Here is a 25,872-nt window from a genome sequence, read left to right as displayed (position 1 = left end):
GTGGCAGACACAGGCGGCAGACCTATGCAGATGATCAAGGAGTGACACCGTGGCGGTACGAGCGGTCCGGGGCGCCGTACAACTCGAACGGGACGAAGTCGAGCACATGAACGAGCAGGTCAGCGAGCTGCTCACCGCCGTTCTCGAGCGCAACCGGCTGACCGGCGAGGACCTGATCTCCATCTGGTTCACGGCCACGCCCGACCTGCACTGCGACTTCCCGGCGGCCGCCGCCCGCAAGCTCGGTATCGTCGACGTACCCCTGATCTGCGCACAGGAACTGGACATAGCCGGCGCCATGCCGCGCGTCGTCCGCGTCCTCGCGCACGTCGAGACCGAACTGCCCCGGTCCGAGATCGCCCACGTCTACCTCGGCACGGCGGCAGCCCTGCGCAAGGACATCGCCCAGTGAGAACCGCACTCGTCATCGGCACCGGCCTCATCGGCACCTCCGCCGCCCTGGCCCTGGCCTCGCGCGGCGTGACCGTGCACCTCGCCGATCACGACACGGCGCAGGCCCGGACCGCGGCGGCGCTCGGCGCCGGGACCGACGAGGCGCCGCAGGGCCCGGTCGACCTGTGCGTCGTCGCCGTACCGCCGGCCCATGTGGCCGCGACCCTGGCCGGTGTCATGCGGCGCGGCGCGGCCCGCGCCTACCTCGACGTGGCCAGCGTCAAGGGCGGCCCGCGCCGCGACCTCGAAGCGCTCGGCCTCGACCTCACCGCGTACATCGGTACGCACCCGATGAGCGGCCGGGAGCGCAGCGGCCCCCTCGCCGCGACCGCCGACCTCTTCGAGGGCCGCCCGTGGGTGCTGACCCCGACCCGGGACACCGACACCGAGGTCCTGAACGTCGCCCTCGAACTGGTCGCCCTGTGCCGGGCCGTGCCCGTCGTGATGGACGCCGACGCGCACGACCGGGCCGTCGCGCTCGTCTCGCACATGCCCCACCTGGTCTCCAGCATGGTCGCGGCCCGCTTGGAGAACGCGGAGGAGAGCGCCGTACGCCTCTGCGGGCAGGGCATCCGGGACGTGACCCGGATCGCGGCCTCCGAGCCGGGCATGTGGATCGACATCCTGTCCGCGAACCCGGGGCCGGTCGCCGACCTGCTCTCCGCCGTCTCCGCCGACCTCGACGAGACGGTCCAGGCCCTGCGCTCCCTGCAGTCCGCCGACGACGCCAAGCGCCGCGAGGGCGCCGACGGCGTCGCGACCATGCTGCGCCGGGGCAACGCGGGCCAGAGCCGGGTCCCCGGCAAGCACGGCGCGGCCCCCGCCGCGTACGAGATCGTCGCCGTCCTCATCTCCGACCAGCCCGGCGAGCTGGCCCGCATCTTCGCGGACGCGGGCGCCGCCGGCGTCAACATCGAGGACGTCCGCATCGAGCACGCCACCGGTCAGCAGGCCGGTTTCGTGCAGCTCATGGTGCAGCCCGCCGCGGCCCCCAAGCTGGCCGCGTCGCTGCGCGAGCGCGGCTGGTCCATGCGGCAGTAGCAACGGCACGGCAGCGGCTTGGCAGCGGCTTGGCAGCGGCTCGGCAGCGGCGGCAGGAGCGGCAGTAAGAGGCGCTCGCGGGAGCCAGTAACCTTGTGCGGGGCGCTCTCGCGCCCCGCCCTCCTGCCCCGTGCACTCAGAAAGGTGTCCGTCACCGTGGAAACCGCCGCCCCGGCAGCTGTGATCGTCGCCATCGACGGACCCTCCGGCACGGGCAAGTCGAGCACCTCGAAGGCCGTCGCCGCCCAGCTCGGCCTCAGCTACCTCGACACCGGCGCCCAGTACCGGGCCATCACCTGGTGGATGGTGAACAACGGGATCGACCTGACCGACCCCACCGCCATCGCGGCGGTCGCCGGCAAGGCCGAGATCCTCTCCGGTACGGACCCGGCCGCGCCCACCATCACCGTCGACGGCACGGACGTCGCGGGCCCGATCCGCACCGGCGAGGTCACCTCCAAGGTGAGCGCCGTCAGCGCGGTCCCCGAGGTGCGCGCCCGCATCACCGAGCTGCAGCGCTCCATCGCCGCCTCGGCCGCGGCGGACGGCGTGGGCATGGTCGTCGAGGGCCGTGACATCGGTACGACGGTGCTGCCCGACGCCGACCTGAAGATCTTCCTCACCGCGTCGCCCGAGGCCCGCGCCGCCCGCCGCTCCGGCGAGCTGAAGGGCGCCGACGTCAAGGCCACGCAGGAGGCCCTGATCAAGCGGGATGCGGCCGACTCCAGCCGGAAGACGTCGCCGCTGGCCAAGGCCGGCGACGCCGTCGAGGTGGACACCACCGACCTCACGCTTCAGCAGGTCATCGAGTGCGTCGTCACCCTCGTCGAGGAGAAGCGGACCTCCAAGTGAGCCCAGTGAGCCCCTCGGAACGCGGGGCCGAGGTCGGTCGGCGTATCGGCGTCGGCCTGATGTACGGGCTGTGGAAGCCGCGCGTCCTCGGCTCGTGGCGGGTTCCGGCGAGCGGCCCGGTCATCTTCGCCGTGAACCACTCGCACAACGTGGACGGCCCCATGGTCATGGGCGTCGCCCCGCGTCCGACGCACTTCCTGATCAAGCAGGAGGCGTTCATCGGGCCGCTCGGCACCTTCCTCGAAGGCATCGGGCAGCTGAAGGTCGACCGGACCAGCGCGGACCGGACGGCCATCACCCGGGCGCTGGACGTCCTCGCCGACGGGGGAGTGCTCGGTATCTTCCCCGAGGGCACGCGCGGCGACGGCGACTTCGCCTCGCTGCGGGCCGGGCTCGCCTATTTCGCGGTGCGCAGCGGCGCGCCGATCGTCCCGGTCGCCGTACTGGGAAGCACGGAGAAGCGCGGACGGTTGATAAAGAAGCTGCCCCCGCTGCGCAGCCGGGTCGACGTCGTCTTCGGCGACCCCTTCGAGGCGGGCGACGGCAGCGGACGGCGTACGCGCACGGCGCTCGACGCGGCGACCGTGCGCATCCAGGAGCAGCTCACCGCGCACCTGCACCATGCCAGGCGCCTGACCGGGCGCTGAGCGAGACTTTCAGTAGTGGACCGCGGTACACGACACGGCGGGCCACCGATCACCACGAATGAACGACGAGGTACGGACTTCATGAACGACCAGATCCAGCCCGAGGGTGGCCCCGAACACGAGCATGGGGCGCTCGGCGACGCGGAGTACGCGGAGTTCATGGAGCTCGCCGCCGAGGAGGGCTTCGACGTCGAGGACGTCGAGGGCGCGATCGAGGAGGCGGGTCACGGCCCGTTGCCCGTACTCGCCGTCGTCGGCCGCCCCAATGTCGGCAAGTCGACCCTGGTGAACCGCATCATCGGCCGCCGTGAGGCCGTCGTCGAGGACAAGCCGGGCGTCACCCGCGACCGCGTCACCTACGAGGCCGAGTGGGCGGGCCGCCGCTTCAAGGTCGTCGACACCGGCGGTTGGGAGCAGGACGTGCTCGGCATCGACGCGTCGGTGGCCGCGCAGGCCGAGTACGCGATCGAGACGGCCGACGCGGTCGTCTTCGTCGTGGACTCCACGGTCGGCGTCACCGACACCGACGAGGCCGTCGTCCGCCTCCTTCGCAAGGCCAACAAGCCCGTGGTGCTGTGCGCCAACAAGGTGGACGGTCCGAGCGGCGAGGCCGACGCGACCGCCCTGTGGTCCCTCGGCATCGGCGAACCGCACCCGGTCTCCTCGCTGCACGGCCGCGGCACCGGCGACATGCTCGACGCGGTGCTCGAGGCGCTGCCCGAGGCGCCCGCGCAGACCTTCGGCACCGCGATCGGCGGTCCGCGCCGGATCGCCCTGATCGGCCGTCCGAACGTCGGCAAGTCCTCGCTCCTGAACAAGGTGGCCGACGAGGACCGTGTGGTCGTCAACGAGCTGGCGGGCACCACCCGCGACCCGGTCGACGAGCTCATCGAGCTCGGCGGCGTCACCTGGAAGTTCATCGACACGGCGGGCATCCGCAAGCGCGTCCACCTCCAGCAGGGCGCCGACTACTACGCCTCGCTGCGCACCGCCGCCGCCGTCGAGAAGGCGGAGGTCGCGGTCATCCTGATCGACGCCTCCGAGACGATCTCGGTGCAGGACCAGCGGATCGTGACGAGCGCGGTCGAGGCGGGCCGCGCGATCGTCGTGGCGTTCAACAAGTGGGACACCCTCGACGAGGAGCGCCGCTACTACCTGGAGCGCGAGATCGAGACCGAGCTCGCCCAGGTCGCGTGGGCGCCCCGGGTGAACGTGTCGGCGCGTACCGGACGCCACATGGAGAAGCTGGTCCCGGCGATCGAGACCGCGCTGGCCGGCTGGGAGACCCGCGTGCCGACCGGCCGCCTCAACGCCTTCCTCGGCGAGCTGGTCGCGGCCCACCCGCACCCGATCCGCGGCGGCAAGCAGCCCCGCATCCTCTTCGGCACGCAGGCCGGAACCAAGCCGCCGCGGTTCGTGCTCTTCTCCTCAGGGTTCATCGAGCACGGCTACCGGCGCTTCGTGGAGCGGCGTCTGCGCGAGGAGTTCGGGTTCGAGGGGACGCCGATCCACATCTCCGTGCGGGTCCGGGAGAAGCGCGGGCGCAAGAAGTAGGAGTACGGCTGCTACGGCCTTCGTGGCGCGGGCGGCAGCGCGGCCGGGAGGTGACCTCCCGGGCCGGGCTGCCGCCCGTTCTGCTGGGTGTAGTGGTGCTGGCCCGTCGTGTAGTACGGGGTGTGGTGCCGGGTCCCGTACGTCCCCGTCCCGAAGGCCGCGAAGCCCAGCTCCTCCTCGCCACTGCGGTCGCCGGGCAGGGTCCTGAAGGACCGGCGGTACTCCGCGTACAGGGCGTCGTAGATCGGCGTCGCCGAGCGGCCGCCCGAGTACTCCTCCGGGGGACGCATCGACGGGATGTAGTTCTGGTACGGCTGACGCCGCCCGGCGGAGGGGGATGAAGTGGGGTCGTATGGGTGCACAAAGGTGCCAACGACCCGGGCCCCCGACGGATGCGCCCTTGGCCTCGGCTTTTGCGGGGCGTCAGGAGTGTGACCGGCGCATACGTGGGGGCCCGGGTGCGGAGCCGGGGTCGGCTCAGGTGCCCGCGAGCGGCATCGCGGCGGCGACCAGGCGTCCGTCGGCCGCGGCCTTGTCGAGGGCGTCGCGCAGCAGGTCCTCGCGGGGCTGGCGGCCGATCGAGCCGGCCGGGGCGGCGCAGACGAGCACCGTGTGCGTCTTGTTGGCGGCGGCCCGCCAGCCGTCGGTGACCACGAGCGGCTGGTGCGCCTGCCACCAGGCGACCTGGGAGGGGGCGCCGCCGGTGCCGGGCTGGAGCACGGCGTGCAGCCGGCCCATGGCGAGCAGCACCGACCAGCCGGGCAGCGCGCGCGGCGGCTCCGTCAGCCCGGTGACCGGCATGAAGCCCTGCTCGATCAGGAGCGGCAGGAAGTCGTCACCGCCGCCCGCGGCCGCGCCGGGGCGGGAGATGGGGCCGGTCGGTTCGATGACGAGCGCGGGGTGCAGCTCGCCGGCGATCAGCAGCAGGCCGCTGGTCACGCCCAGGACGGCCTGGGCCGCGGTGGCCTGCGCCGGCACGGCGGCGCCCGCCGGGCCGGGGGCGTCGGCGACGGACCGTACGGCGCCCTGCAGCTGGTCCTCGGCGACCTGGACCACCTGCGAGGGCAGGCAGCCGGCGTGGGCGAAGGCGAGGACGGCGGTCTCGTCGCCCACGAACAGGACCGTGCTGGTGCGTTCCTGCGCGGAGTCGCCGGGGGTACGGCAGGACGTGCAGTCGTAACCACCCGGTGCGTTCTCACCGGCGAGCAGCCGGTCGGCTTCGTCGTCGCCGATCTCGGCGCGTACGTCGTCACTCACGTCGAGCAAGCGCGGCACGGGGACTCCCTCTGGATCGGATGCGTGCTTATGAAGGGACAACGGGCGATCTGTGGCAGGAGTCACGCCCGGAACCGAACGGAATTCACCCATCCGAAGCAGACCGTGAGAAGACGGCCGGAATCTGTCACTCCACGCCAACTTGTAGGGGTTCCAAGCAAGTTGAGTTAGTGAGGTGAGTCACAGATCGGCGAGGTGACAGGTCGACAAATCATGAAATCAGTGAATGAAGTGGGTGGCCTGAAATCATCGCTACTTCAGGTAACTGGCTACTGACCTGGAGTCACAGGGCGATGGTTGATGCGAGTCCCGCGGGCTGCCTAGATTCCACCGCCGTCTGCACACCGCAGTCCAGGAGAGGGAATCTCATGTCCGTGCCGATACGTACGGCTCGAACGACCGTGGTGATCGCCGGGGCGGCTCTGTGCGCCCCCCTCGGTCTCCTCGCGTCCGGTGGCTCCGCCCACGCGGCGGACACCGGGGTCTGGGACCGCATCGCCCGCTGCGAGAGCGGCGGCGACTGGCACATCAACACCGGCAACGGGTACTTCGGCGGGCTCCAGTTCTCCGCCTCGACCTGGCGCGCGTTCGGCGGAGGGGCCTACGCGTCGACGGCCGACCGGGCCAGCAAGGCACAGCAGATCGCGGTGGCCTCCAAGGTGCAGCGCGTGCAGGGCTGGGGCGCCTGGCCCACCTGCTCGGCGCGGGCCGGCGCGTACGGCAGCGCGCCCGCGGCCTCCGCGGCCGAGCCCAAGGCCGTGAAGCGTGCGCAGCCGAAGTCGGTGAAGCCCAAACTGGCCCCGGCGCAGCGCGGAACCTCGGGCGCCGACCGCGGCACCGCCCGGCACGGCGGCTACGTCGTCCGCGGCGGCGACACTCTCGGCGCGATCGCCGCCGACCACGGCACCAGCTGGAAGCGCCTGTTCGCCGTCAACAAGACCGTCATCGGCGGCGACCCGAACCTGATCATGCCGGGCCAGCGGCTGCTGCTCGGATAGCCGGAGCGATGTTCCGCGGTTCCGCCCGGTGCGCCGACCGGGTGGGGCCGCGGCTCCGGCGGCGCGGCACCGGAGGCGGGCGCGCCTCGCTGCTTAGCGTGGCGCGATGTACCTGATGCCTACGAAGCCGAAGACGTACGGCCGGGCGGCGGTGCTGCTCGGCGGGCTGTTCGCCCTGACCTGCGCACCCGCCGCCGCGTCCACCGCCCCGACCCCCCTGTTCGGTCCCGGGAACGCCGCCGGCGCGGGAAGCGCCGCCACCGCGCCCTACGGCTGCGCGGGGGACGAGTGGCCGTGGTCCTGTATCGCCGAGTGCGAGAGCGGCGGGCGCTGGTCCGCCAACACCGGCAACTCCTACTACGGCGGACTCCAGTTCCGGCAGTCCACCTGGGAGGCGTACGGCGGCCTGAAGTACGCGCCGCGCGCCGACCTCGCCACCCGCAAGGAACAGATCAAGGTGGCAGAGAAGGTGCTGAGCGACCAGGGCTGGGGCGCCTGGCCCGCCTGCTCGAACAAGTACCGGCTCTCGGGGCGCGTCCACGTGGTGCGCGGCGGCGAGACGCTGGAGTCGATCGCGCAGGGCGCCGAGGTCAAGGGCGGCGGGCAGGCGCTCTACAAGGCCGGCCGGCACATGGTCGGGCCGCATCCGGAGCGGCTCAACGAGGGCACGATGCTGCGCATCCCGGCGGAGGAGGCTCAGTAGCCTTCGCCGGCCTCGCCGCTGCGGACCACGCAACCGCGCCGCAGTTCGTGCACCAGGACTGTCGCCCCGCCCGCCCCGGCCGGGCGCAGTCCGGGTGGCAGCCGCTGTTCCGCGAGGACCACGGCGGCGTCGAGACCGCGCAGCAGGGCGTAGGTGCGGGCGGCGACCCGGGGCGACATGCCCTGGGCCGGTTCGTCGACCAGGACGACGCGGGCGCGGCCCCGGGCGAGCAGGGCACGGGAGACGGCGAGCATGCGCTGTTCGCCGCCGGAGAGGGTGCCGGCGCGGCGGGCGAGGAGCGGGCGCAGCTCCGGATAGGCGTCGAGCGCCGACGAGAAGTCGCCGTCCGCCGAAGCGAGTCGCAGATTGTCGGCGACGGTGAGCGCGGCGAACACGGCCTGCCGGTCGGGGACGAGGCACAGGCCCGCCGCGGCGCGGACATGAGGCGCCTGCCGGGTGACGTCGACGCCGTCCCACACCACGCTTCCCGCGGTGAGCCGTACGGTGCCGGCGAGGGCGCGCAGGGTGGTCGTGCGCCCGGACCCGTTGCGGCCCAGAAGTACGGTGACCGTCCCGGCGGGTGCGGCGAGGCCGATGCCGTGCAGGGCTTCCAGTGGGCCGTAGCGCACGCGGGCGCCGCGCAGTTCGATGCCGTGTCTCATGGGCGCGGCCCGGTCGTGCGGTCGAGGACTGTGTCCGGCGGGCCCGACGCCACGACGGTGCCCGCCGCCATCACGTGCACCGTGTCCGCCAGGTCCGCGACCAGGTCCAGGTCGTGCTCGACGACGAGCAGGGCTGTACCGTCGGCGGCCAGCGCCTTCAACAGCCCTGCCAGCGCGGCCACTTCGGCGTCGTCGAGACCCGCGGCGGGTTCGTCCAGCAACAGGACGTGCGGCCCACCCGCGAGGGCGCGGGCGAGCTCGACCCGGCGCAGTGTCCCGGTGGGCAGATCGGCCGTGAGCTGCTCACCGCGCAGCCCGAACAGCGCGAGCAGGCGCCGGGTGGCGTCAGGGTCGGGTACGCGGCCCTGCTCGGCACCGACCTGAATGTTCTCGGCCACGGTCAACGACGGGAAGACCGACAGTTGCTGAAAGGTCCGGGCCACGCCGAGCCGGGTCCTGGCGTGTGCGGGAAGCGCCGTGATGTCGCGCTCCCCGAGCCGCACGCGCCCCGCCTCCGGCCGCAGCGTTCCGGCAAGACAGTGGAACAGGGTGCTCTTGCCCACCCCGTTCGGCCCCACGACGGCCACGATCCGCCCGGGCGGCACGCTGATGTCCACGTCGTGCAGAACGGGACGACCGCCGAAGGTGACGGTGAGGCGGGTGGCGGACAGGGCCGGGGGAGCGGGGACGAGGCCGCCGGGGCGAGGGTCTTTCGGCATCACGTTCGCGGCGCCCGACAGCCCGGGCCGACGGCGTGTGAGCCCACCCTGCGATGCCGCTCGCGCGCGGGGCGGACTTGGGCGTCGGCGGGCCCTGGGCGGTGCTGTCCGCTCGTCGGCTGGGCTTGCGGCCCGGTGCCGGTGGGTCGCACGAAGTGCGCCCTTCAGGGGCGCGGGGAACCGCGCGACCAGCCCCCACGGGCCCGCACCAGGCGATGAATGCCCTCGCCGGAGGCCGGCCCGCACATCGAGCAGACCCGGGGATCGACGCAGACGGTCCCGCGCAGCGAGCCCCCGCGGGGTCAACCGCCCCTGCCCCCGGCCCCGTACGGCAAAGCGCCGCGCCGCCTCGTACGGTCCCTCGGGGAAGCGGCCGGCCAGCACCGCCAGCAAGCCGACGACCGCCGCCGCGACCCCGCCCCGGGCGCCCGCGTCCAGGCCGACCAGGAGCGCCGCGCCGGCCAGTGCCCCGAGCGGGCTGTCCGCGCCGAGGACGACGATCGCCGCGAACCAGAGCAGTCCGCGTACCGGGTCGTACGCCCCGGGGTCGAACGAGCGGACCCCGAACGCCAGCAGCCCGCCGCCCAGCGCCGCGAGTCCGGCCCCCGTCACGAACGCCGCCACCTTGAGCGCGGGCACCCGTACCCCGGCCGCCGAGGCCCCCGCCTCGTGGTCCCGCATCGCGGCGAGCGCCCGTCCGGCCCGGCCTCGCCGCAGGGCCGACACGCAGAGCAACGCGGCGCCGAGCAGGCCGAGTTCGAGGACGTAGAAGGCGCGGTCGCTGTCGAATCCGGCCGGTCTGGGCGGGGCCAGGCCGGAGGCCGCGTACGGCTGCGCGAACACGAACCGGCTCACGCCGACCCCGACGGCGAATGTGGCGAGTGCCAGGGCGAGGCCGTGCCGGCGAATCGCGGGCACGGCGGTGAGCAGGCCCAGCGGGGCGACGAGGGCCACGGCCAGTGACAGGGCCAAGAAGCCGGGTAGTCGGGGAAGGCCGGGGAAGCGGCCCAGTGCCGCCAAGGTCGCCAACAGGGCTCCCAGGCCGGCGAACGCGCCTTGCCCCAAAGCCAGTTGGCCCGCGCGGCCCGTCACCACGACCAGGGACAGCAGGATCAGCGCCAGCGCCGGCACCTGGACCGACGTATGGAGGTCCGAGCCCGCGAAGCCCAGCGGCAGCAGGAACAGCACCGCCGCGACCGGCCAGGCCCCCGCGGGCGCCGGCACCCCCCGCCGCGTCGCGGCCCGTGGCAGCGCGCCGCGTCCGCCGATCCCCGGCAGGGCGAGCGCCGCGAGGAGCAGCGCCACCACGAACAGATTGGCCCCGACCGCCTGGACCAGCGGCTCCGCCCGTCCGCCGGGGTGCACGCGGGCCAGCCCGCTCTGCGCCACCCCGATCACCAGGGCCACCAGCACCGCCACCGACAGGAACCGCATCCGTGCCGCGATCGCCACCGCGACGACCTCCATCACCAGGAGCGGCAGGCCGTAGGGGTCGAGGCGGACGAAGGGGGCCAGCAGCACCCCGGTCAGGCCCGCCGTGAACGACCCGAACGCCCAGCCCGCCGCCGCGACCCGGTCCGCGTCGATGCCGCCGAGGACGGCGAGCGGACGGTTGTCGACGACCGCCCGCAGCTCGCCGCCGAACCGCGTCCACCGCGTCACCGCCCACACCGCCGCCGCGACCGCGCAGGCGACCGCGAGCTGCCCCCACGGGTCGGCCGTGATCAGCGTCGGCGCGTCCTCCCGCGCGCCCGTGCCCCACAGCAGGGCCGCCGCCCCGACCAGCAGTACGAAGACGCCGGTCGAGGCGACGAGGGTGCGGGCCGGGTCGCCTCCCGTCGACGCGAGCGGCCTGAACACCCCGCGTTCCAGGGCCAGTCCGAGCGCCGGGGCGAAGACCAGGAGGACCAGCGCCGCGCCCGCCCACAGCGGCCGGTCCCACACCACCACGAACTGGCGCAGCAGGTAGGCGCAGACCATCGCGATCGCGCCGTGCGCGAAGTTCAGGACACCGGTCGCGCGATAGGTGACGATCAGGCCGACCCCGGTGAGCGCGGCCGCCGCCCCCACCGAGAGACCGGCCAGCGCGAGGTCGTACGTCAGCGAGGCCACGCCTCAGTCCCCGGCGGGCGGCTCGCAGATGGGGCACGGGCCGAGTCCGCCCGCCGCCACGGCCCCGGCGTCGGCGGGCACGGCTTCCGGCTTGCCCGCGACGAGTGGGCAGTCCGCGCGGTGCCACAGCGTGCCGCCGGGGACCGTACGCAGATCATCGCTGGAGGCGAGCGGGGCCGCCGACGGCGGCGATTCGGCCGGGTCGGCGGCGACCAGCAGCGCGTACAGCTCCTCGACCCGCGTCGCGGCCAGGGCGCTCCTGCCGTTCGTGAGCAGCACCGCGCCCGCGACGATCAGCGCGGCGCCCGGCACCGTGCACGAGGCGAGATAGGGCAGCTGGCGCTCGGCGAAACGCTCGCCGGACATCCCGTACCAGCCGGCCACGCACAGCACGGCGCCCGCGGCGAGGACGGCGAGGCCGACCCACGGGACAGGGCGCACGGTTCGGAGCCGGGCAGTGCGCATCGGTGACCCTCCACGCCATGACGGAGTGTGCCTGTCAGTGTCTGGTCTTGTCGGCCGATCGCTTGCACTATGCCTTCTGCAGGCCAACCCTGAAAGCTCCGGGCGGAGTTCGAGGCCGCCCGGACCGACACCCGGTGGTGAGCCAGATGGTTCTCGGGAGCACGCGGAGGAACGGCCACGGGCGGGGCGCGGTACTCGCCGTCGCAGCCGCCCTCGTACTCGGAACGGCCATGACGGCGTGCAGCGACGACAGCGGCGGGAGCGAGAGCGACCCGCCCACGCCGGCCTCGCCGACGCCCTCTTCGCAGGAGCCGACCGGGCCCGCGAACGAGGCCGCGGCGAAGAAGGAGATCAAGGCCAACTGGAAGAAGTTCTTCGACCCGGACGTGTCGCTGAAGGAGAAGCAGGACGTCCTGGAGAACGGCTCCCGGATGCGACCGGTTCTGGACAGCTTCGACGGCGACGAACGCGGGGGACAGGTCGAGGCGAACATCGACACCATCGTGTTCACCTCGCCGACCGCCGCCGACGTGACGTACTCGCTCACCCTGAAGGGCGCCACGATGCTGCCCGGCGCGAAGGGCACCTCGGTCGAGCACGACGGCACATGGAAGGTGTCCGTCAAGACGCTGTGCGCCCTGGTGAAGTTGAGCGGCAATGCCTCACCGGGCCCGGGCTGCTGAGGCACGCGCGGCGGGCGCCGCCCTCCTCGCCCTCCTCGTCCTGTTCGTGCTCTGCGGCTGCGGTTCGCGGCTGCCGGAGAGCGCCTTCGAGGACGGGACACCGCGGTCGGCGCCGATCCGCGCGGCGGCGCCGATCCGCGTCGGCATCATCACCAGCGCCACGAGCCCCGTCGGCGGGGCGACTTTCACCGACACCCGCGACGGCGCACAGGCGTACTTCCGGAACCTGAACGCCGAAGGCGGCATCCAGGGACGGCCGGTGGAGGCCCACCTGTGCGACGACGGCGGCAGCGGCGTCGGCAACAACGAGTGCGTGCACCGGCTGATCGACGAGGAGAAGGTCGTCGCGCTGGTCGCCACCACGGCGCTGGACTACGCGGGCGCGGCCCGGGTCTCCCACGCGCGCGTGCCCGACATCGGGGGCCAGCCGATCGGCGCCGCCTACGACACGTACCCGCACCTGTACGGGATCTACGGCAGTCTCGCGCCCCGCGACGGCACGCCCGGCTGGGACGGGAAGCTGTACGGCGGCACCGAGGTCTACCGCTACTTCAAGCGGGAGCAGGGCGCCCGCACCGCCGCGGTCGTCTCCTACAACCAGGCGGCCTCCGCCGCGTACGCGCGGCTCGTGACCCGTGGTCTGGAGGCCGAGGGGTACAAGGTGATCACCGAGCAGGTCGACTTCGCCCTGCCGAACTTCCGCGCCGTCGCCGCCGACCTGAAGGACCGGGGAGCCGATCTCGTCCTCGACGCCATCGACGCGCACGGCAACGCGCGGTTGTGCCGGGCCCTGGACCAGGTCGGCGCCCGCCTCACCGCCAAGGTCATGACCGTACAGAGCTGGACGTCGTCGGTCGCGGCCGACTACAAGGACGCGCCGCACTGCCGCGCCTCGCTGTGGGTGACCGGTGCGAGCCGCAACTTCGAGGACACCGGGCACCCGGCCGTGCGCGCCTTCAGGGACGCGACCCGGGAGTCGAAGACACATGCGCAATGGCAACTGGAGGGCTGGGCCGCGGCGATGTGGTTCACGGACGCCGCGCGCTCCTGCGTGCGGGACGGGGACGACGTCACGCGCGCGTGCCTCGACCGCTTCATGAACCGCACCACCCCGTACACGGCCGACGGGCTGCTGCTCCCCGTGACGTACCGCACGCAGGCCCAGCCGCCCACCACCCGAAAGACGTGTCTTTCGGTCGCCAAGTGGACGGACAGCACGGGCTGGGTCACCCAGAACGGTGACATGGAACGGACGTGCTTTGACGTACCCCAACTCGCCTACCAGCCATGATGCAACCCTGATGGACAAAATGGCCAAAGGGTTCCCGAAAACATCTACCAATCAGGCAACTGTTCTGGAACAACATGATGATGGAGAACAACCCTCGCCAGGGAATCCCTGTCTAACCATCCGGTAGGCGGAGCACCCGGGCTGTTCAGACTGAACCAGACCGTCCGGACCGGCCGCGAGGAATGGTGGGATACGGGGACGCATGCAGATTTCTTTCCTGATTCACAATGCGTATGGGATCGGAGGGACGATCCGCACCACGTACAACCTCGCCAACACCCTGGCCGAGCAGCACGACGTGGAAGTCGTCTCCGTGTTCCGGCATCGTGACGAGCCGGTCTTCGCGGCCGACCCCCGCGTGCGCCTGCGCCACCTCGTCGACCTCCGCAAGGACTCCGCCGGGTACGAGGGCGAGGACCCCGAGTTCAAGAAGGCCGCCTCCGTCTTCCCCCGGCACGAGGGGCGCTACGACCAGTACAGCGCGCTCACCGACCGGCGCATCGCCGAGCACCTGGGCAGCGTCGACGCGGACGTCGTCGTCGGCACCCGGCCCGGACTCAATGTGCACCTCGCCCGGCAGACCAGGCGCGGCCCGCTGCGCGTCGGCCAGGAGCACCTCACGCTGGACACGCACTCGGCCGGGCTCCGCCGCCAGCTGCGCAGTGTCTACCCGCGGCTCGACGCGCTCACCACGACCACCGAGGCCGACGCCCGCGCCTACCGCGACCGGATGCGGCTGCCCGGCGTACGCCTGGAGGCCATGCCCAACCCCGTGCCCGCGCCCGGCATCGCGCCGGCCGACGGCAGCGGCAAATGGGTCGTGGCCGCGGGCCGCCTGGCCCCCGTCAAGCGGTACGACCTGCTGATCAAGGCCTTCGACAAGGTGCGCGCCGAGCGGCCCGACTGGCGGCTGCGGATCTACGGCGGCGGCAAGCAGAAGGACAAGCTGCGCCGCCTCATCGACCAGCGCGGCCTCTACAACCACGTCTTCCTCATGGGCACCGCCAACCCCATCGAACCCGAGTGGGCGAAAGGTTCCGTCGCCGCGGTGACGTCGACGTTCGAATCGTTCGGCATGACGATCGTCGAGGCGATGCGGTGCGGCCTGCCCGTCGTCTCCACCGACTGCCCGCACGGCCCGGGCGAGATCATCGACAACGGCGTCGACGGACGCCTCGTCGAGGTCGGCAACGTCGACGCGATCTCCCGCGGCCTGCTCGAACTCATCAACAACGACGCGCTGCGCCAGCAGATGGCGGCGCGCGCCCTCAACGCTTCCGCGCGCTTCGACCCGGCCCGGATCGCCGAGCGCTACGAGGACCTGTTCGGCTCGCTCACCGGCCGCAGCGGCTCGGTCGGCCTGCTGCACCGCGCCCGCGGGTCCCTGATGAACGGCGCCTACGCGCTGCGCGACGCCCTCAAGTCGCCGGAGAAGGGGCGCACCGCATGACGGCACCGCCGGCCACGCCCGCCCCGATCCCCCCGTCCGACGACAGGACCGTCCGTATGGCACCCCGCGCCGACTGCATCGCCGACTCCGCCGGCGGGCTCACCTTCGACGTCTCCGACCACGGCGGGTCCGTACCGGCCCACCTCGTGCTGATCGAGCGGACGGACGGCGAGGAGGTGCGGCTGCCGCTCACGCCGATGGACGACGGGCGCCTGCGCGCCTCGCTGCCGATCAGCGTCGGGCTGCCGGAGGGGCGCTGGGACACGTACGCCCAGGTCGCCGGGGACGAGCCGGTGCGCCTGATGCCGGGCGTGAACGATCTGCGCTCGCTGGTCGACCGGGCGCCCGGCGGATCGCGCGGCTATGTGGCCGTACGCATCCCGTACGCGACCAAGCACGGCAATCTCACCGTACGCAGCTGGCTGCGGGCGCCGCACGCCGAGGCCGGTGAACTGCTCATCACGGGCGGTGAGTTGACGGTCCACGGGCGCCTCTACGGCACGGAGTTCGTGGCCAAGGCGCAGGCGGAGATACGTTCCCGCGCGGCGTCCGGACCGGCCCTGCGGGGTGAACTGACCGTGGACGGAGCCCGGTTCACGCTGCGGATCGGGTACGACGAGCTTTCCGAGGGGCGCTGGGACCTGTGGCTGCGGCCCGGCGGCGAGGACGGGCCCGAGGTGCGGGTGGCCCGGCTCCTCGACGACATCGCCGACAAGAAGCCGATCTTCGCGTACCCCGCGACCCGGGTGACCGCCGCCGGGCGCGAACTCACCGCCGAGCCGTACTACACGGTCGACAACGATCTCGCGGTCGTGGTGACCTCCGTGGCGTAGCCGCCGCTCACTCGCCCACGTGGGCGTCGGTGTCCGGGTTGTGGGCGCCCGGAGCGGCAGCCTCGTACGCCGCGAACTCAGGGTGGTGCAGGTCGAATGCCGGGGATTCCGAGCGGATCCTCGGCAGCGTCGTGAAGTTGTGCCGGGGCGGCGGGCACGACGTGGCCCACTCCAGGGAGCGGCCGAAGCCCCAGGGGTCGTCCACCTCGACCAGCGCGCCGTACTTGGCCGTCTTCCAGATGTTGTAGAGGAACGGCAGGGTCGACAGACCGACCAGGAACGAGCCGATGGACGAGAGCGAGTTCAAAGCCGTGAAGCCGTCCGCCGCGAGGTAGTCCGCGTACCGGCGCGGCATGCCTTCCGCGCCCAGCCAGTGCTGCACCAGGAACGTCGTGTGGAAGCCGACGAACAGCGTCCAGAAGTGGATCTTGCCGAGCCGTTCGTCGAGCATCTTCCCGGTCAGCTTCGGCCACCAGAAGTAGAACCCGGCGAACGTGGCGAAGGCGACCGTCCCGAAGACCACGTAATGGAAGTGCGCCACCACGAAGTACGTGTCCGAGACGTGGAAGTCCATCGGCGGCGAGGCCAGGATGACGCCGGTCAGGCCGCCGAACAGGAACGTGACCAGGAAGCCGATCGACCAGAGCATCGGTGTCTCGAAGGACAGGGAGCCCTTCAGCATGGTGCCGATCCAGTTGAAGAACTTCACCCCGGTCGGCACCGCGATCAGGAACGTCATGAAGGAGAAGAACGGCAGCAGCACCCCGCCCGTCGTGAACATGTGGTGCGCCCACACGACCACCGACAGGCCGGTGATCGCCATCGTCGCGCCGACCAGCATCGTGTAGCCCCAGATCGGCTTGCGGCTGAAGACCGGCAGGATCTCGCTGACGATCCCGAAGAACGGCAGCGCGATGATGTAGACCTCGGGATGGCCGAAGAACCAGAAGAGGTGCTGCCACAGCAGCGCGCCTCCGTACTGGGCCTCGAAGACCACCGAGCCGAAGCGGCGGTCCGCCTCCAGGCAGAGCAGCGCGGCCGCCAGGACCGGGAACGCGAGCAGCACGAGGATCGACGTGAACAGCGTGTTCCACGTGAAGATCGGCATCCGGAACATCGTCATGCCGGGTGCCCGCATCCCGATGATCGTCGTCAGGAAGTTCACCGAGCCGAGGATCGTGCCGAAGCCCGCCAGCGCGAGCCCCATGATCCACATGTCGGCGCCGATGCCGGGCGAGCGTTCCAGACTGTTCAGCGGCGCGTAGGCGAACCAGCCGAAGTCGGCCGCCCCGCCCGGCACCACGAGCGAGGCGAGCACGATCAGGCCGCCGAAGAGGAACAGCCAGTACGAGAGCATGTTCAGACGCGGGAACGCCACGTCGGGCGAGCCGATCTGCAGCGGCATGATCTCGTTGGCGAAGCCGGCGAACGTCGGGGTCGCGAAGAGCAGCAGCATGATCGTGCCGTGCATCGTGAAGAGCTGGTTGTACTCCTCGTTGGAGAGGATCTGCAGCCCGGGGCGGGCGAGTTCGGCCCGCATCAGCAGCGCCATGAGCCCGCCGACCAGGAAGAAGGCGAACGCGGTGATCAGGTAGAGGTGGCCGATCTTCTTGTGGTCGGTGGTGGTCAGCCAGTCCACGATCACCCGGCCCGGCTGCCGCTCCCGCGCCGGACCCACCGCCTCGGGCCCGGCCTGCACACCGGTCGTTCCCATCGCTTGCCCCCTCGCTGCTCACGCGTCCCGGGCCTGCTGACGAACACCCGCCATGATGCTCGCGTCGCCCTCGCCGCGACAGAGGGCGGGCCCCTCTTTGTGGCAGGGGCAGGCAATTCCCGGACGATCTCAACTGGCCTGTCCCGCTGCCGGATTCGGAATGTGGCGGAAATTGTTCGGGGCGCGTCCGAAGAAAGGCCGGGCCCTGCGCCGGAGCTTTCGCGGGGGCTTCCGGAATTCCGGGTGCGGGGGCCGGTGCGGCCCGCATGAGAAGAGCATGAGAAGTAAGGAACCGCCCGATCGTGTGAGGAAGTTCGACAGAAACAACCGTCGTGATCTTGTGACGAAAGCGTGACCGTACGAGAGTCCTGCGGGCCTGCGCGGACGGGCCTGGCGTCGCCCGTGCGCACGGCCTACGGTGGCCGTATGGCACCCATTCCGACCCCGCCCGCAGAGCCCCAGGACACCCCCGACGCGTACGTCGGCCTCGCCGCCGATCCGGCCGAGCGGCAGGCGCGCGGCCGTGGCTGGTCGACCGTCCGGCAGTTGCCGCCGGGGGCGATCATCACGATGGAGTACCGCGCCGGACGGCTGAACTTCGAGGTCTCCGACGGCACCGTGACGCGCTGCTGGAAGGGCTGACGTACCCGTACCGAACGAGCTGACGTACGCGAAGGGCCCCGGAACCTGGAGAGGTTCCGGGGCCCTTCGCCGTGCGGGCTGGTTGTGCGTACCGTGCCCGCTGTTCTCGGGTGTGCAGCAGGGGCGTGTCTAGGCCCGCTGCGGGTCGGTCGTCGCGGTCCGCGCGGTGGCGCGCGCGGTCGCCGGGCGTCTGCTGCCGGCCGGGCTGGCCGGCGTGCGCTCGCCCCGCGGGGTGTGCGGCCCCGGCGCGAGCAGCGCGGAAGGGCGCCCGGTGGAGCGCGCGGCGGTGATCGGCTCGCGGGCCCGCAGTCCGTCCTCGGCGGGGACCGCCGTGCGGGCCGGGACCATCGCGGGGGCCGCGGCGGGCTCCGGCGTGGCCGCGGTGACACCGATGCGGGCGCGCCAGCGGTCGCGCTGCGCGAGGACCAGGGCCTCGACGCGGGCGACCAGCGGCTCGAACCAGGGCAGCGCCAGTAGGATGAGCAGGCCGGCGGCCCAGCCGAGAAGGACGTCGCTCAGCCAGTGCGTACCGAGGTAGACGGTGGTCAGGCCGACGCTGAGGGAGATCACCGCGGAGACCGCGGAAAGCCAGCGGCGGGCGCGCGGCGTGGAGGCCAGGTAGGCGAGGATGCCCCAGGTCACCACCGCGTTCGCGGTGTGTCCGGACGGGAATATATCGCCGTTCTGCCACATCTCGTTCGAGCCGATGAGGGTGGCGTAGTGCGGCCCCGCACGGCCCATGCCGATCTTGGCCGCGCCCACCGTCACGTTGAGCAGCAGCAGTGCGGTGCCGAACATCAGCAGCGGGCGCAGGGTGTGCTGCCGCCACGAACGCCAGCCCAGCCAGGCCATCACCATGACGGCGGTCGGGCCGCGCTGGCCGAGGACCACCCAGTAGTCGAGGAAGGCGTGGATCTCCGGCCACTGCTGGTACGGCCGGAAGAACATGACCTGCCAGTCGAAGGCGACCAGCCATGTGGTGGCCAGGACCGCCACCACGATGGCGAGGTAGAAGGACAGGGTCAGACCCAGGAGCACGACCCGGTGCCGGCTCATCCTGGGCATGTCCAGGTTGGCCGGCCGTTCGGGCTCGCGGTCGAGCCTGGCGAAGACCCGCTCGAGGCGGCGGGTCGGGTTTCGTTCGGTACGCACCCAATCGACGCTACAGCGGGCGCGCGGCGGACCAGCACGAAACAGTGGCTTTGTGATGACGATGTGATGTGGGATTCCTCTCAGGGATCCCTTTATTTCGGGGAATCCGATAACCGGGTACGGAAGTCCTCGCAAATTCAATGATCGTTTCCGCGGGCTCGTTATGGTGCGCTTATATAAGCGTTCACCGAGTGCTGGCACGGAATTCTCCGTCCGGTCATGGGGCCCGCAGGAGTCGATCAGGGTCGGTCGTGACCGGTCACGGAGGGCCCGAACCGTTCAGCCAGAACGCCCCGTAGACCGCCGAGACCAGCGCCAGCGTGCCGAGCAGCCACGCCGACCTGCCCGTACGCCACCGGGCCAGGCCCACCGCGAGCGGCAGCAGCAGCGGGAACGCGGGCAGCAGCAGCCGCGGCTTCGATCCGAAGTACCCCGAAGCGCACAGGGCAAGCGCGACGACGATCCCCGTATAGACGAGCAGCGGTACCGGCTGCCGCTGCCGCACCCCGGTCGCATACAGCCAGAGCACCAGCGCCACCCCGACGATCAGCCCGGTCCCGGCGAGCGCGCCCAGCGGCGAGGTGAACTGGTCGCCGACGAAGCGGGCGAACGCGGCGCCCCCGTCGAACCCGTTGCCCCACTGCCCCTGTACGTCGAGATAGCCGAAGAGTCCGTCGCCGGTCCGGTGCCCGACCCAGAGCACGTACGCCGCGGCGCCCACCGGCGCGAGCAGCACGCCCAGCAGCAGCCGCCAGGGAGCGCGGCGCTCGCGCACGATCCACAGCACGGCCGCCACCCACACGGCCGCCACGACGGCCGCGCCGATCGGCCGGGTCAGCCCCGCCAGCGACGCCAGCAGACCGGCGCTCACCCAGTGCCGCCGCATGATCGCGTACAGTCCCCAGGCCGCGAGCGCCGTGAACAGGGCCTCGCTGTACGCCATCGACGCCACGATCCCGACGGGCAGCGCACCCCACAGGACGGCCAGGCAGACGCCGGCCCGGCGTCCGTACACCTGGGCGCCGACCGCGAAGATCCCCCAGGCCGCCGCGAGCGAGGCGAGCCAGCTCACCACCAGTCCCGCGTCCGCGTAGGAGAGCGGGCCGACCGACGCCACGGCCCGCTCCAGCCACGGCAGCAGCGGGAAGAACGCGAGGTTCGAGTGGACGCTGCCGTCCGGCAGCGTCACCGACCAGCCGTATCCGTCGGAGGCGACCCGCGTGTACCAGAGGGAGTCCCAGCGCGCGCTCAGCAGCGTGTGCGGACTCTTGCCCGCGGCCGCGCTCCACAGAGCGAGAGCGAGCAGGCCGAGAGCGCGCACCCCCGCGTAGCCGAGCAGTGCGGGCAGGGCCCGCCGCAGAGTGGGCCGCTCATGCGTATCGACGTCGTTCACGGCCCCGATTATCGACGCAGGTCCGGGCGGTGCCGCCCGCCACCCCCGCCGCGCGAGTGGCGCACGCCACACGGGTCGGGGCACATCGTGAGAGGTCCGCCACGTACCACTGGCCTGAACTCGCGTACTCTGACGGCTCACTCGCCTTTCGTAGCGGGGCCGGGAGACCGCTCCTCCCGGGCCGAAGACCGTGGGCACCCCCAGCCCGCGGATCCGCCGAACGCGAGGAACCTTGGGAGGTACGCACATGTCCGGGACGAGCACGGCCACCGGACGCCTGCGCGATCGACTGGCCGCCACAGGAATCCGCACGAACCGCTGGGTCGTCCTCGTGGTGCTGTGCACAAGCCTGCTTCTGGTCGCCCTCGACTCGACCATCCTCTACGTCGCCCTGCCCTCGGTCACCGAGGAGCTGCGGCCCACTTCCGTCGAACTCCTCTGGATCGGCGACGCCTACCCCCTGATCTGCGCGTCGCTCCTGATCCTGTTCGGCACCCTCGGCGACCGCGTCGGCCGCAGACGGATCCTGCTGCTCGGCTACGGCCTGTTCGGCGCCGCCTCCGCGCTCGCCGTCTTCGCCGACTCCGCCCAGGTACTGATACTCGCCCGCGCCCTGCTCGGCATCGGCGGCGCGATGATCATGCCCGCGACCCTGTCGATCCTGCGGGACGTCTTCCCCGACCGGAACGAGCGGGCCGTCGCCATCGGCGTGTGGACCGCGGTCGCCGCGATCGGCGCCGCCACCGGACCCGTCCTCGGCGGTTTCCTCGTCGAGCACTTCTGGTGGGGCTCCGTCTTCCTCATCAACATCCCGCTGATGGCCATCATGCTGCCGCTCTGCCGGATCCTCGTGCCCGAGTCCAAGGGGCGCGCGGACGGGCCCTGGGACCTGTTCGGCGCGCTGCTCGCCGCGCTCGGGGTGCTCGGTGTCGTCTACGGCATCAAGGAACTCGGCATCGACCGCGACCTGCTCGACGCGGGCGCCGTCCTGCCGTTCCTCGCGGGCCTGGCGCTCCTCGTGCTGTTCGTCCGCCGACAGCGCCGGCGCAAGCACCCGCTGATCGACATGCGGCTGTTCTCCCGCGCCGCGTTCTCCACGTCCGTCGGCTGCATAGTCATCGCGATGCTGGCCCTGGTCGGCCTCGAGCTGATCGCCGTCCAGTATCTGCAACTGGTCCTCGAGATGACCCCGCTGGAGACCGGTCTGCGGATGCTGCCGCTGACCTTCGCGGCGATGGTCGCCGGTGTCATCGGCTCCGCGACCCTGCGGCGGATAGGGCCGCGCGCCATGGTCAGCTGCGGGTTCACGCTCACCGCCTGCGCCGTGCTGCTGCTCTGCCTGATGGGCGAGCACGACCGGCCGTGGCTGCTCGGCACCGGGTTCGTCCTCCTCGGCTTCGGCTTCCAGTCCACGCTGTTCGGGGCCTACGAGTCGATGCTGACCGAGGCTCCGGCCGATGACTCCGGTGGCGCGGCCGCGATCGGCGAGACGTCGTACCAGCTCGGCGCGGGCATGGGCATCGCGCTGCTCGGTTCCGTGATGAACGCGGCCTACGCGCCCGGGCTCACCCACGTACAAGGAGTCTCCGGGGCGGCGAGCGGCGCGGCCGGGCACTCGCTGGGGGAGGCGTACCAGGTCGCCGCGCGGCTCGGGGGCGGGGCGGGAGAGGCGCTGCGGGATGCCGCGCGGGCGGCGTTCGTGCACGGGCTGCACGTGACGCTGGTCGTCAGCGCCGTGCTGCTGCTCCTCGGCGCGGTGGCCGCGCTGCGGTTGCCGCGGCGCATGGAGTGCGAGGCGCCTGCGGCGGGCGATGCGGAGTCGGATGTCCCGGACGTCGCCGCGGAGCGGGGGGCTGCCGCGGAGCCGGGGGCCTCGCGGGCCCGGTCGTCGGTCGGCTGATCGCCGTGGGTGGCGCGCACGGCCTGCGGCCGTGCGAGTTCGCCCACCCACCCGCCCGAAACTCAGAGCCACACGTGGCGGGAAGGGCGCCGGGCGTCCACCCGGGACCGGTGTCCCGAGCGGAGCGCCTCAGCTCTGGTTGAAGAAACCATCCGGCTGGGTCCGGGCCTCGCGGCCGGAGACGATCTGCGTGTCCGCGGGGGTCAGCAGGAAGACCCGGGTGGCGACCCGGTCGATCGAACCGCGCAGGCCGAAGATGAGCCCCGCCGCGAAGTCGACGACGCGCTTGGCGTCGGAGGGCTCCATCGCCGTCAGGTTCATGATGACCGGGACGCCGTCCCGGAACATCTCGCCGATCCGCCGTGCGTCCCGGAAGCTGTCCGGGGTGACGGTGCCGATGCGGCGGCCTTCCTCCTCGGCCTCCTCCGAGGCCACCTTCACCCGCGGGTCCGTCACCCAGGCGGCCGCGCCGGCAGCAGCGGGCTCGGGCCCCTCGTCGTAGTCGTCGTCGTAGTAACGCTCGTCATCGTTGTCGTCGACGAGGCCAAGCCAGGCACTCGCCTTGCGTACCGATCCCATGGACGCCTCCTCTCACAGCGGTTCCTCTGCGTTCTGTATCCCTATCGTCGTCCATGATGCTGATCCGGCGCCAAGTGGATAGTCGCCGCGCGGTGTTTTCGTGACGGTACTGGTGCACAGTCAACACGGTGTTGTCCCGTTGTTCCCAAGGGCTGTACGGGTAAAGGCTGCTGACAGGAAGTGAAATATGATTGTTCGCGGCGTTTGGGTGACGCCAGGTACGTACGGGTGAACGAAGAGTGCCCCGGTGGGTCGATACGATGCGATCGTTCCTGGCCCTTTCGGATCGACACAGCGTGTCGACTTGTTGACGGGCCGTCATCCGGCGTACGGGGGAGTCGCCTTGTTCGGAATTGTCCGGCCGTGCAGCCATCGGCTCGGTGAGGGCCTCAAGGCCCAGTGGATGGCACACCTCTGCGGGCTGTGTCTGGCGCTGCGCGGCGACCACGGGCAGTTCGCCCGGGTCGTCACGAACTACGACGGCCTGCTGATCTCGGTTCTGACAGACGCTCAGTCCGAGCGGGCCGACGGCCGCCGCAGACAGGCCGGGCCCTGCCCGCTGCGCGGGATGCGGACCGCGTCGGTCGCACAGGGCGAGGGTGCGCGCCTGGCCGCCGCCGTCTCCCTGGTCCTCGCCTCGGCGAAGGTGCGTGACCATGTCGAGGACCGGGACGGGCTGTTCGCCCGCAGACCGGTGGCCGCCGCCGCGCGGAAGGTCGCCGCGAGCTGGGGCAGAGCCGGGGCCCGGACCGGATCCGACGTCGGGTTCGACACGGCGGTGCTCGTCGACGCCGTCGAACGGCAGACCGGGATCGAGTCGCTGGCCGGGCCCGGCACCTCCGTGCTGACCGTGACCGAACCGACCGAGACCGCGACCGCCGCGGCGTTCGCCCACACCGCCCGGCTCGCGGGACGGCCGGGCAACGCCGGACCGCTCGCCGAGGCCGGCCGGCTGTTCGGCCGGCTCGCCCATCTCCTGGACGCCGTCGAGGACCGTTCCGCCGATGCCGCCGCCGGCGCCTGGAACCCGCTGACCGCCACCGGGACCGGCCTCGACGAGGCGCGGCGGCTCGCCGACGACGCCGTGCGCGGCATCCGGCTCGCACTGCGCGAGATCGACTTCGTGGACGGGAAGCTGGCGCATCTGCTGCTCGCGCACGAGCTGGGGCGGTCGGTGGACCGGGCCTTCGGGACGGCGGCGTGCGCCGCAGGTCATGGGGCGCACTCCGCTGCGGCGTCGACGCCCCAGTCCGCGGGCGCGGATACGGGTACGGGTACGGGTTTCCTGGGCCACGGCGCGCACTCCGCCTCCGCGTCCACGCCTCAGCAGGGCGGCGCGCCGGACGGCTGGGTGCCGACCGGCGCGGCGGGCAGCCCCTATGTGCCGGCCGGCTCAGGGGCGTACACCTCCAACAATCCCTACGGGGGCGGCAACCCGGGCGGCCCCGGCGGCCCCGGTGGTCCCGGAGGGTTCGGCGGTGGGGGCGGGCCGTTCTCCCAGCCGCCCAAGCCCGGCAAGCGGGGGCTGCTCGCCGGGTGCGCCGTCGCGATCGGGCTGTGCTGCACCTGCCAGGTGTGCTGCGCGGACGAGTTCGAGGGGCCCTGGTCCCGTAAGAAGCGGGAGGGGTTCTGCAGCAACTGCTGCAACTGTGACTGCTCCTGCTGTGAGGCGTGCGAGTGCTGTGAGTGTTGTTCGTGCTGTGACTGTGGGCTGTGAGGGCGCGGCGGCTGACGGACGGTGGTGTGTCAGTCCTTGATCTCCGGCGGGGAGATCCGGGACGTGTCGACCGCTGACGGGGTCGTGCCCCACTTCTTCAGGATCTTCCCGTACGTGCCGTTCGCGATCAGCTTGTTCACCGCGGCCCGGAACGCGGGGGCCAGCGGCGTGCCCTTCTTGAAGGCGAAGCCGACGTCCAGGCGGTGGAACTCGTTGAGGAACTTCAGGCCCTCCTGCTGCGCCACCGCGTACCGCAGGCCGTTGATCGTGCTCATCACCACGTCGGAGCGGCCCTGCTGGAGCGAGGACCAGACGGCGCTCGACTCGGAGTACGTCTTGACGTCGTACGCCTTCTTGCCCGCCTTCTCGCAGATCCCCTTGTTCTGTTCCAGGGTCGCCTCGAAGGTCGTGCCCGCGCCCGTCGCCACGTTCAGCCCGCACAGCTGCTTGAGGTCCGTGACCTTCTTCAGGTCGCTGTCCTTGCGGACGGCGAAGCCCTGGCCGTCGTTGATGTAGGTGACGAAGTCGATCGTCTTACGGCGCTCGTCCGTGACGCCGAAGTTGCCCGTGCCCAGGTCGTACTTGCCGCTGTCGAGGGCCGGCAGGATCGCCTCGAAGCTCGCGACCTCCTGGTCCAGCTCGATGCCGAGCACCTTGCCGACCGCGTTCGCGAAGTCGATGTCCTGGCCGACGATCGTCTTTCCGTCGGGCAGATACGTCGAGTTGGGCGGGGAACCGCCGACGCTCACCGCGATCTTGAGGCTTCCGCTCTTGCGGACGTCGGCGGGCAGCAGCCCGGCCGCCGACGGGTCCTTCGTGACGGCCGAGACCACATCCGTCGTGGGGATCTCGGCGTTCTCGGCGGCTGCGGGCGCCGCGTCGTCGGCGCCGCCACCCGAGTCGCAGGCGGTCAGACCGAGGGCGGCGACGGTGATCAGCGCGAACGCCGAGGTCAGGGATGTGGTGCGCATGGGGTGGGGTTCTGCCCTTCGGTGATGACTGGCACGCAGGGTGGAGCGGGGCGAGGGGAGGGGAGG

The 25,872-nt window shown here is 71.9% G+C and carries 24 protein-coding genes; 14 read left to right on the top strand and 10 right to left on the bottom strand.

The window, feature by feature from the left end; all coding sequences use genetic code 11:
• Window positions 1-49 precede the first annotated feature (49 nt).
• From aroH to der, 5 genes are all read left to right on the top strand, one after another.
• A complete protein-coding gene (aroH, locus tag ABD366_RS16440) occupies window positions 50-412 on the top strand; it encodes a chorismate mutase (protein ID WP_324775817.1) in 363 nt (120 codons plus the stop codon).
• Complete coding sequence (locus ABD366_RS16435) at window positions 409-1,494, top strand: prephenate dehydrogenase (protein ID WP_324775819.1); 1,086 nt, start codon at window positions 409-411, stop codon at window positions 1,492-1,494. The genes aroH and ABD366_RS16435 overlap by 4 nt, the downstream gene beginning before the upstream one ends.
• A 156-nt stretch (window positions 1,495-1,650) precedes the next feature.
• The gene (gene cmk / locus ABD366_RS16430; protein WP_324775822.1) at window positions 1,651-2,346 is read left to right on the top strand and encodes a (d)CMP kinase; all 696 of its coding nucleotides are present in this window, start codon (window positions 1,651-1,653) and stop codon (window positions 2,344-2,346) included.
• Between the two features lie 59 nt (window positions 2,347-2,405).
• Window positions 2,406-2,993 (top strand): lysophospholipid acyltransferase family protein, encoded by a 588-nt coding sequence (locus ABD366_RS16425; RefSeq protein WP_324775850.1) that lies wholly within the window; start codon window positions 2,406-2,408, stop codon window positions 2,991-2,993.
• An 81-nt stretch (window positions 2,994-3,074) separates the two neighbouring features.
• Entirely contained in the window at window positions 3,075-4,547 is a 1,473-nt protein-coding gene (gene der / locus ABD366_RS16420) for a ribosome biogenesis GTPase Der (RefSeq protein WP_324775824.1), read from the top strand.
• A gap of 11 nt (window positions 4,548-4,558) precedes the next feature.
• On the opposite strand, the gene ABD366_RS16415 is transcribed toward der, so the two are convergent.
• The gene (locus tag ABD366_RS16415; protein WP_324775826.1) at window positions 4,559-4,837 is read right to left on the bottom strand and encodes a hypothetical protein; all 279 of its coding nucleotides are present in this window, start codon (window positions 4,835-4,837) and stop codon (window positions 4,559-4,561) included.
• A gap of 187 nt (window positions 4,838-5,024) precedes the next feature.
• Window positions 5,025-5,822 carry a hypothetical protein gene (locus tag ABD366_RS16410; RefSeq protein ID WP_324775828.1) on the bottom strand — a complete coding sequence of 266 codons (798 nt, stop codon included), beginning with the start codon at window positions 5,820-5,822 and terminating at the stop codon, window positions 5,025-5,027.
• Window positions 5,823-6,190: 368 nt separating this feature from the next.
• Between ABD366_RS16410 and ABD366_RS16405 the strand changes: the two genes are divergently transcribed.
• Both ABD366_RS16405 and ABD366_RS16400 read left to right on the top strand, forming a co-directional pair.
• Window positions 6,191-6,820: a LysM peptidoglycan-binding domain-containing protein gene (locus tag ABD366_RS16405; RefSeq protein ID WP_324775830.1), complete on the top strand. Its 630-nt coding sequence runs from the start codon at window positions 6,191-6,193 to the stop codon at window positions 6,818-6,820.
• Between the two features lie 106 nt (window positions 6,821-6,926).
• On the top strand, window positions 6,927-7,523 hold the full coding sequence (locus tag ABD366_RS16400; protein ID WP_411293875.1) for a transglycosylase family protein: 597 nt from the start codon (window positions 6,927-6,929) through the stop codon (window positions 7,521-7,523).
• Here the strand turns inward: ABD366_RS16400 and ABD366_RS16395 are convergent.
• Genes ABD366_RS16395 through ABD366_RS16385 form a run of 3 tightly spaced genes read right to left on the bottom strand, consistent with a single transcriptional unit; the run spans window position 7,517 to window position 11,481 of the window.
• Window positions 7,517-8,185 (bottom strand): ATP-binding cassette domain-containing protein, encoded by a 669-nt coding sequence (locus tag ABD366_RS16395; RefSeq protein WP_324775832.1) that lies wholly within the window; start codon window positions 8,183-8,185, stop codon window positions 7,517-7,519. The two genes, ABD366_RS16400 and ABD366_RS16395, sit on opposite strands and share 7 nt — an antisense overlap.
• Entirely contained in the window at window positions 8,182-11,016 is a 2,835-nt protein-coding gene (locus ABD366_RS16390; protein WP_324775834.1) for an ABC transporter permease subunit, read from the bottom strand. Before ABD366_RS16390 ends, ABD366_RS16395 begins: the two co-directional genes overlap by 4 nt.
• Before the next feature lie 3 nt (window positions 11,017-11,019).
• Window positions 11,020-11,481: a hypothetical protein gene (locus ABD366_RS16385; RefSeq protein WP_324775836.1), complete on the bottom strand. Its 462-nt coding sequence runs from the start codon at window positions 11,479-11,481 to the stop codon at window positions 11,020-11,022.
• Between the two features lie 146 nt (window positions 11,482-11,627).
• Here ABD366_RS16385 and ABD366_RS16380 point away from each other — a divergent pair, with 146 nt between their 5' ends.
• From ABD366_RS16380 to ABD366_RS16365, 4 genes are all read left to right on the top strand, one after another.
• Window positions 11,628-12,164: an MTB12 C-terminal domain-containing protein gene (locus ABD366_RS16380; protein ID WP_324775838.1), complete on the top strand. Its 537-nt coding sequence runs from the start codon at window positions 11,628-11,630 to the stop codon at window positions 12,162-12,164.
• Window positions 12,139-13,455, top strand: coding sequence for an ABC transporter substrate-binding protein (locus ABD366_RS16375; RefSeq protein ID WP_324775840.1), 1,317 nt, complete (start codon window positions 12,139-12,141; stop codon window positions 13,453-13,455). The genes ABD366_RS16380 and ABD366_RS16375 overlap by 26 nt, the downstream gene beginning before the upstream one ends.
• Window positions 13,456-13,657: 202 nt before the next feature.
• Window positions 13,658-14,905 carry a glycosyltransferase family 4 protein gene (locus ABD366_RS16370; RefSeq protein ID WP_324775842.1) on the top strand — a complete coding sequence of 416 codons (1,248 nt, stop codon included), beginning with the start codon at window positions 13,658-13,660 and terminating at the stop codon, window positions 14,903-14,905.
• Window positions 14,902-15,738 (top strand): hypothetical protein, encoded by an 837-nt coding sequence (locus ABD366_RS16365; RefSeq protein WP_411293876.1) that lies wholly within the window; start codon window positions 14,902-14,904, stop codon window positions 15,736-15,738. The genes ABD366_RS16370 and ABD366_RS16365 overlap by 4 nt, the downstream gene beginning before the upstream one ends.
• A 7-nt stretch (window positions 15,739-15,745) precedes the next feature.
• Here the strand turns inward: ABD366_RS16365 and ctaD are convergent, their stop codons facing one another.
• Complete coding sequence (gene ctaD, locus ABD366_RS16360; RefSeq protein WP_324775844.1) at window positions 15,746-17,452, bottom strand: aa3-type cytochrome oxidase subunit I; 1,707 nt, start codon at window positions 17,450-17,452, stop codon at window positions 15,746-15,748.
• A 426-nt stretch (window positions 17,453-17,878) separates the two neighbouring features.
• Here ctaD and ABD366_RS16355 point away from each other — a divergent pair, with 426 nt between their 5' ends.
• Window positions 17,879-18,094, top strand: a complete 216-nt coding sequence (locus ABD366_RS16355; RefSeq protein WP_324775846.1) for an I78 family peptidase inhibitor — start codon at window positions 17,879-17,881, stop codon at window positions 18,092-18,094.
• A gap of 129 nt (window positions 18,095-18,223) precedes the next feature.
• Here ABD366_RS16355 and ABD366_RS16350 read toward each other — a convergent pair whose 3' ends face one another.
• Complete coding sequence (locus tag ABD366_RS16350) at window positions 18,224-19,246, bottom strand: phosphatase PAP2 family protein (protein WP_344441944.1); 1,023 nt, start codon at window positions 19,244-19,246, stop codon at window positions 18,224-18,226.
• 259 nt (window positions 19,247-19,505) lie between these two features.
• Entirely contained in the window at window positions 19,506-20,639 is a 1,134-nt protein-coding gene (locus tag ABD366_RS16345; RefSeq protein ID WP_324767874.1) for a hypothetical protein, read from the bottom strand.
• A 247-nt stretch (window positions 20,640-20,886) separates the two neighbouring features.
• Between ABD366_RS16345 and ABD366_RS16340 the strand changes: the two genes are divergently transcribed.
• On the top strand, window positions 20,887-22,539 hold the full coding sequence (locus ABD366_RS16340; protein WP_324767872.1) for an MFS transporter: 1,653 nt from the start codon (window positions 20,887-20,889) through the stop codon (window positions 22,537-22,539).
• A 129-nt stretch (window positions 22,540-22,668) separates the two neighbouring features.
• Here the strand turns inward: ABD366_RS16340 and ABD366_RS16335 are convergent, their stop codons facing one another.
• Complete coding sequence (locus ABD366_RS16335; protein ID WP_324767871.1) at window positions 22,669-23,118, bottom strand: cell division protein SepF; 450 nt, start codon at window positions 23,116-23,118, stop codon at window positions 22,669-22,671.
• A 343-nt stretch (window positions 23,119-23,461) separates the two neighbouring features.
• Here ABD366_RS16335 and ABD366_RS16330 point away from each other — a divergent pair, with 343 nt between their 5' ends.
• On the top strand, window positions 23,462-24,835 hold the full coding sequence (locus tag ABD366_RS16330; RefSeq protein ID WP_324767869.1) for a DUF5685 family protein: 1,374 nt from the start codon (window positions 23,462-23,464) through the stop codon (window positions 24,833-24,835).
• 29 nt (window positions 24,836-24,864) lie between these two features.
• Here ABD366_RS16330 and ABD366_RS16325 read toward each other — a convergent pair whose 3' ends face one another.
• Window positions 24,865-25,806, bottom strand: coding sequence for an ABC transporter substrate-binding protein (locus ABD366_RS16325; protein WP_324767868.1), 942 nt, complete (start codon window positions 25,804-25,806; stop codon window positions 24,865-24,867).
• Between the last annotated feature and the right edge of the window lie 66 nt (window positions 25,807-25,872).

Source organism: Streptomyces kunmingensis, assembly GCF_039533535.1.
GTDB classification, from domain to species: Bacteria; Actinomycetota; Actinomycetes; order Streptomycetales; family Streptomycetaceae; genus Streptomyces; species Streptomyces kunmingensis.
This window is presented reverse-complemented; position numbering and strand designations above follow the sequence as displayed.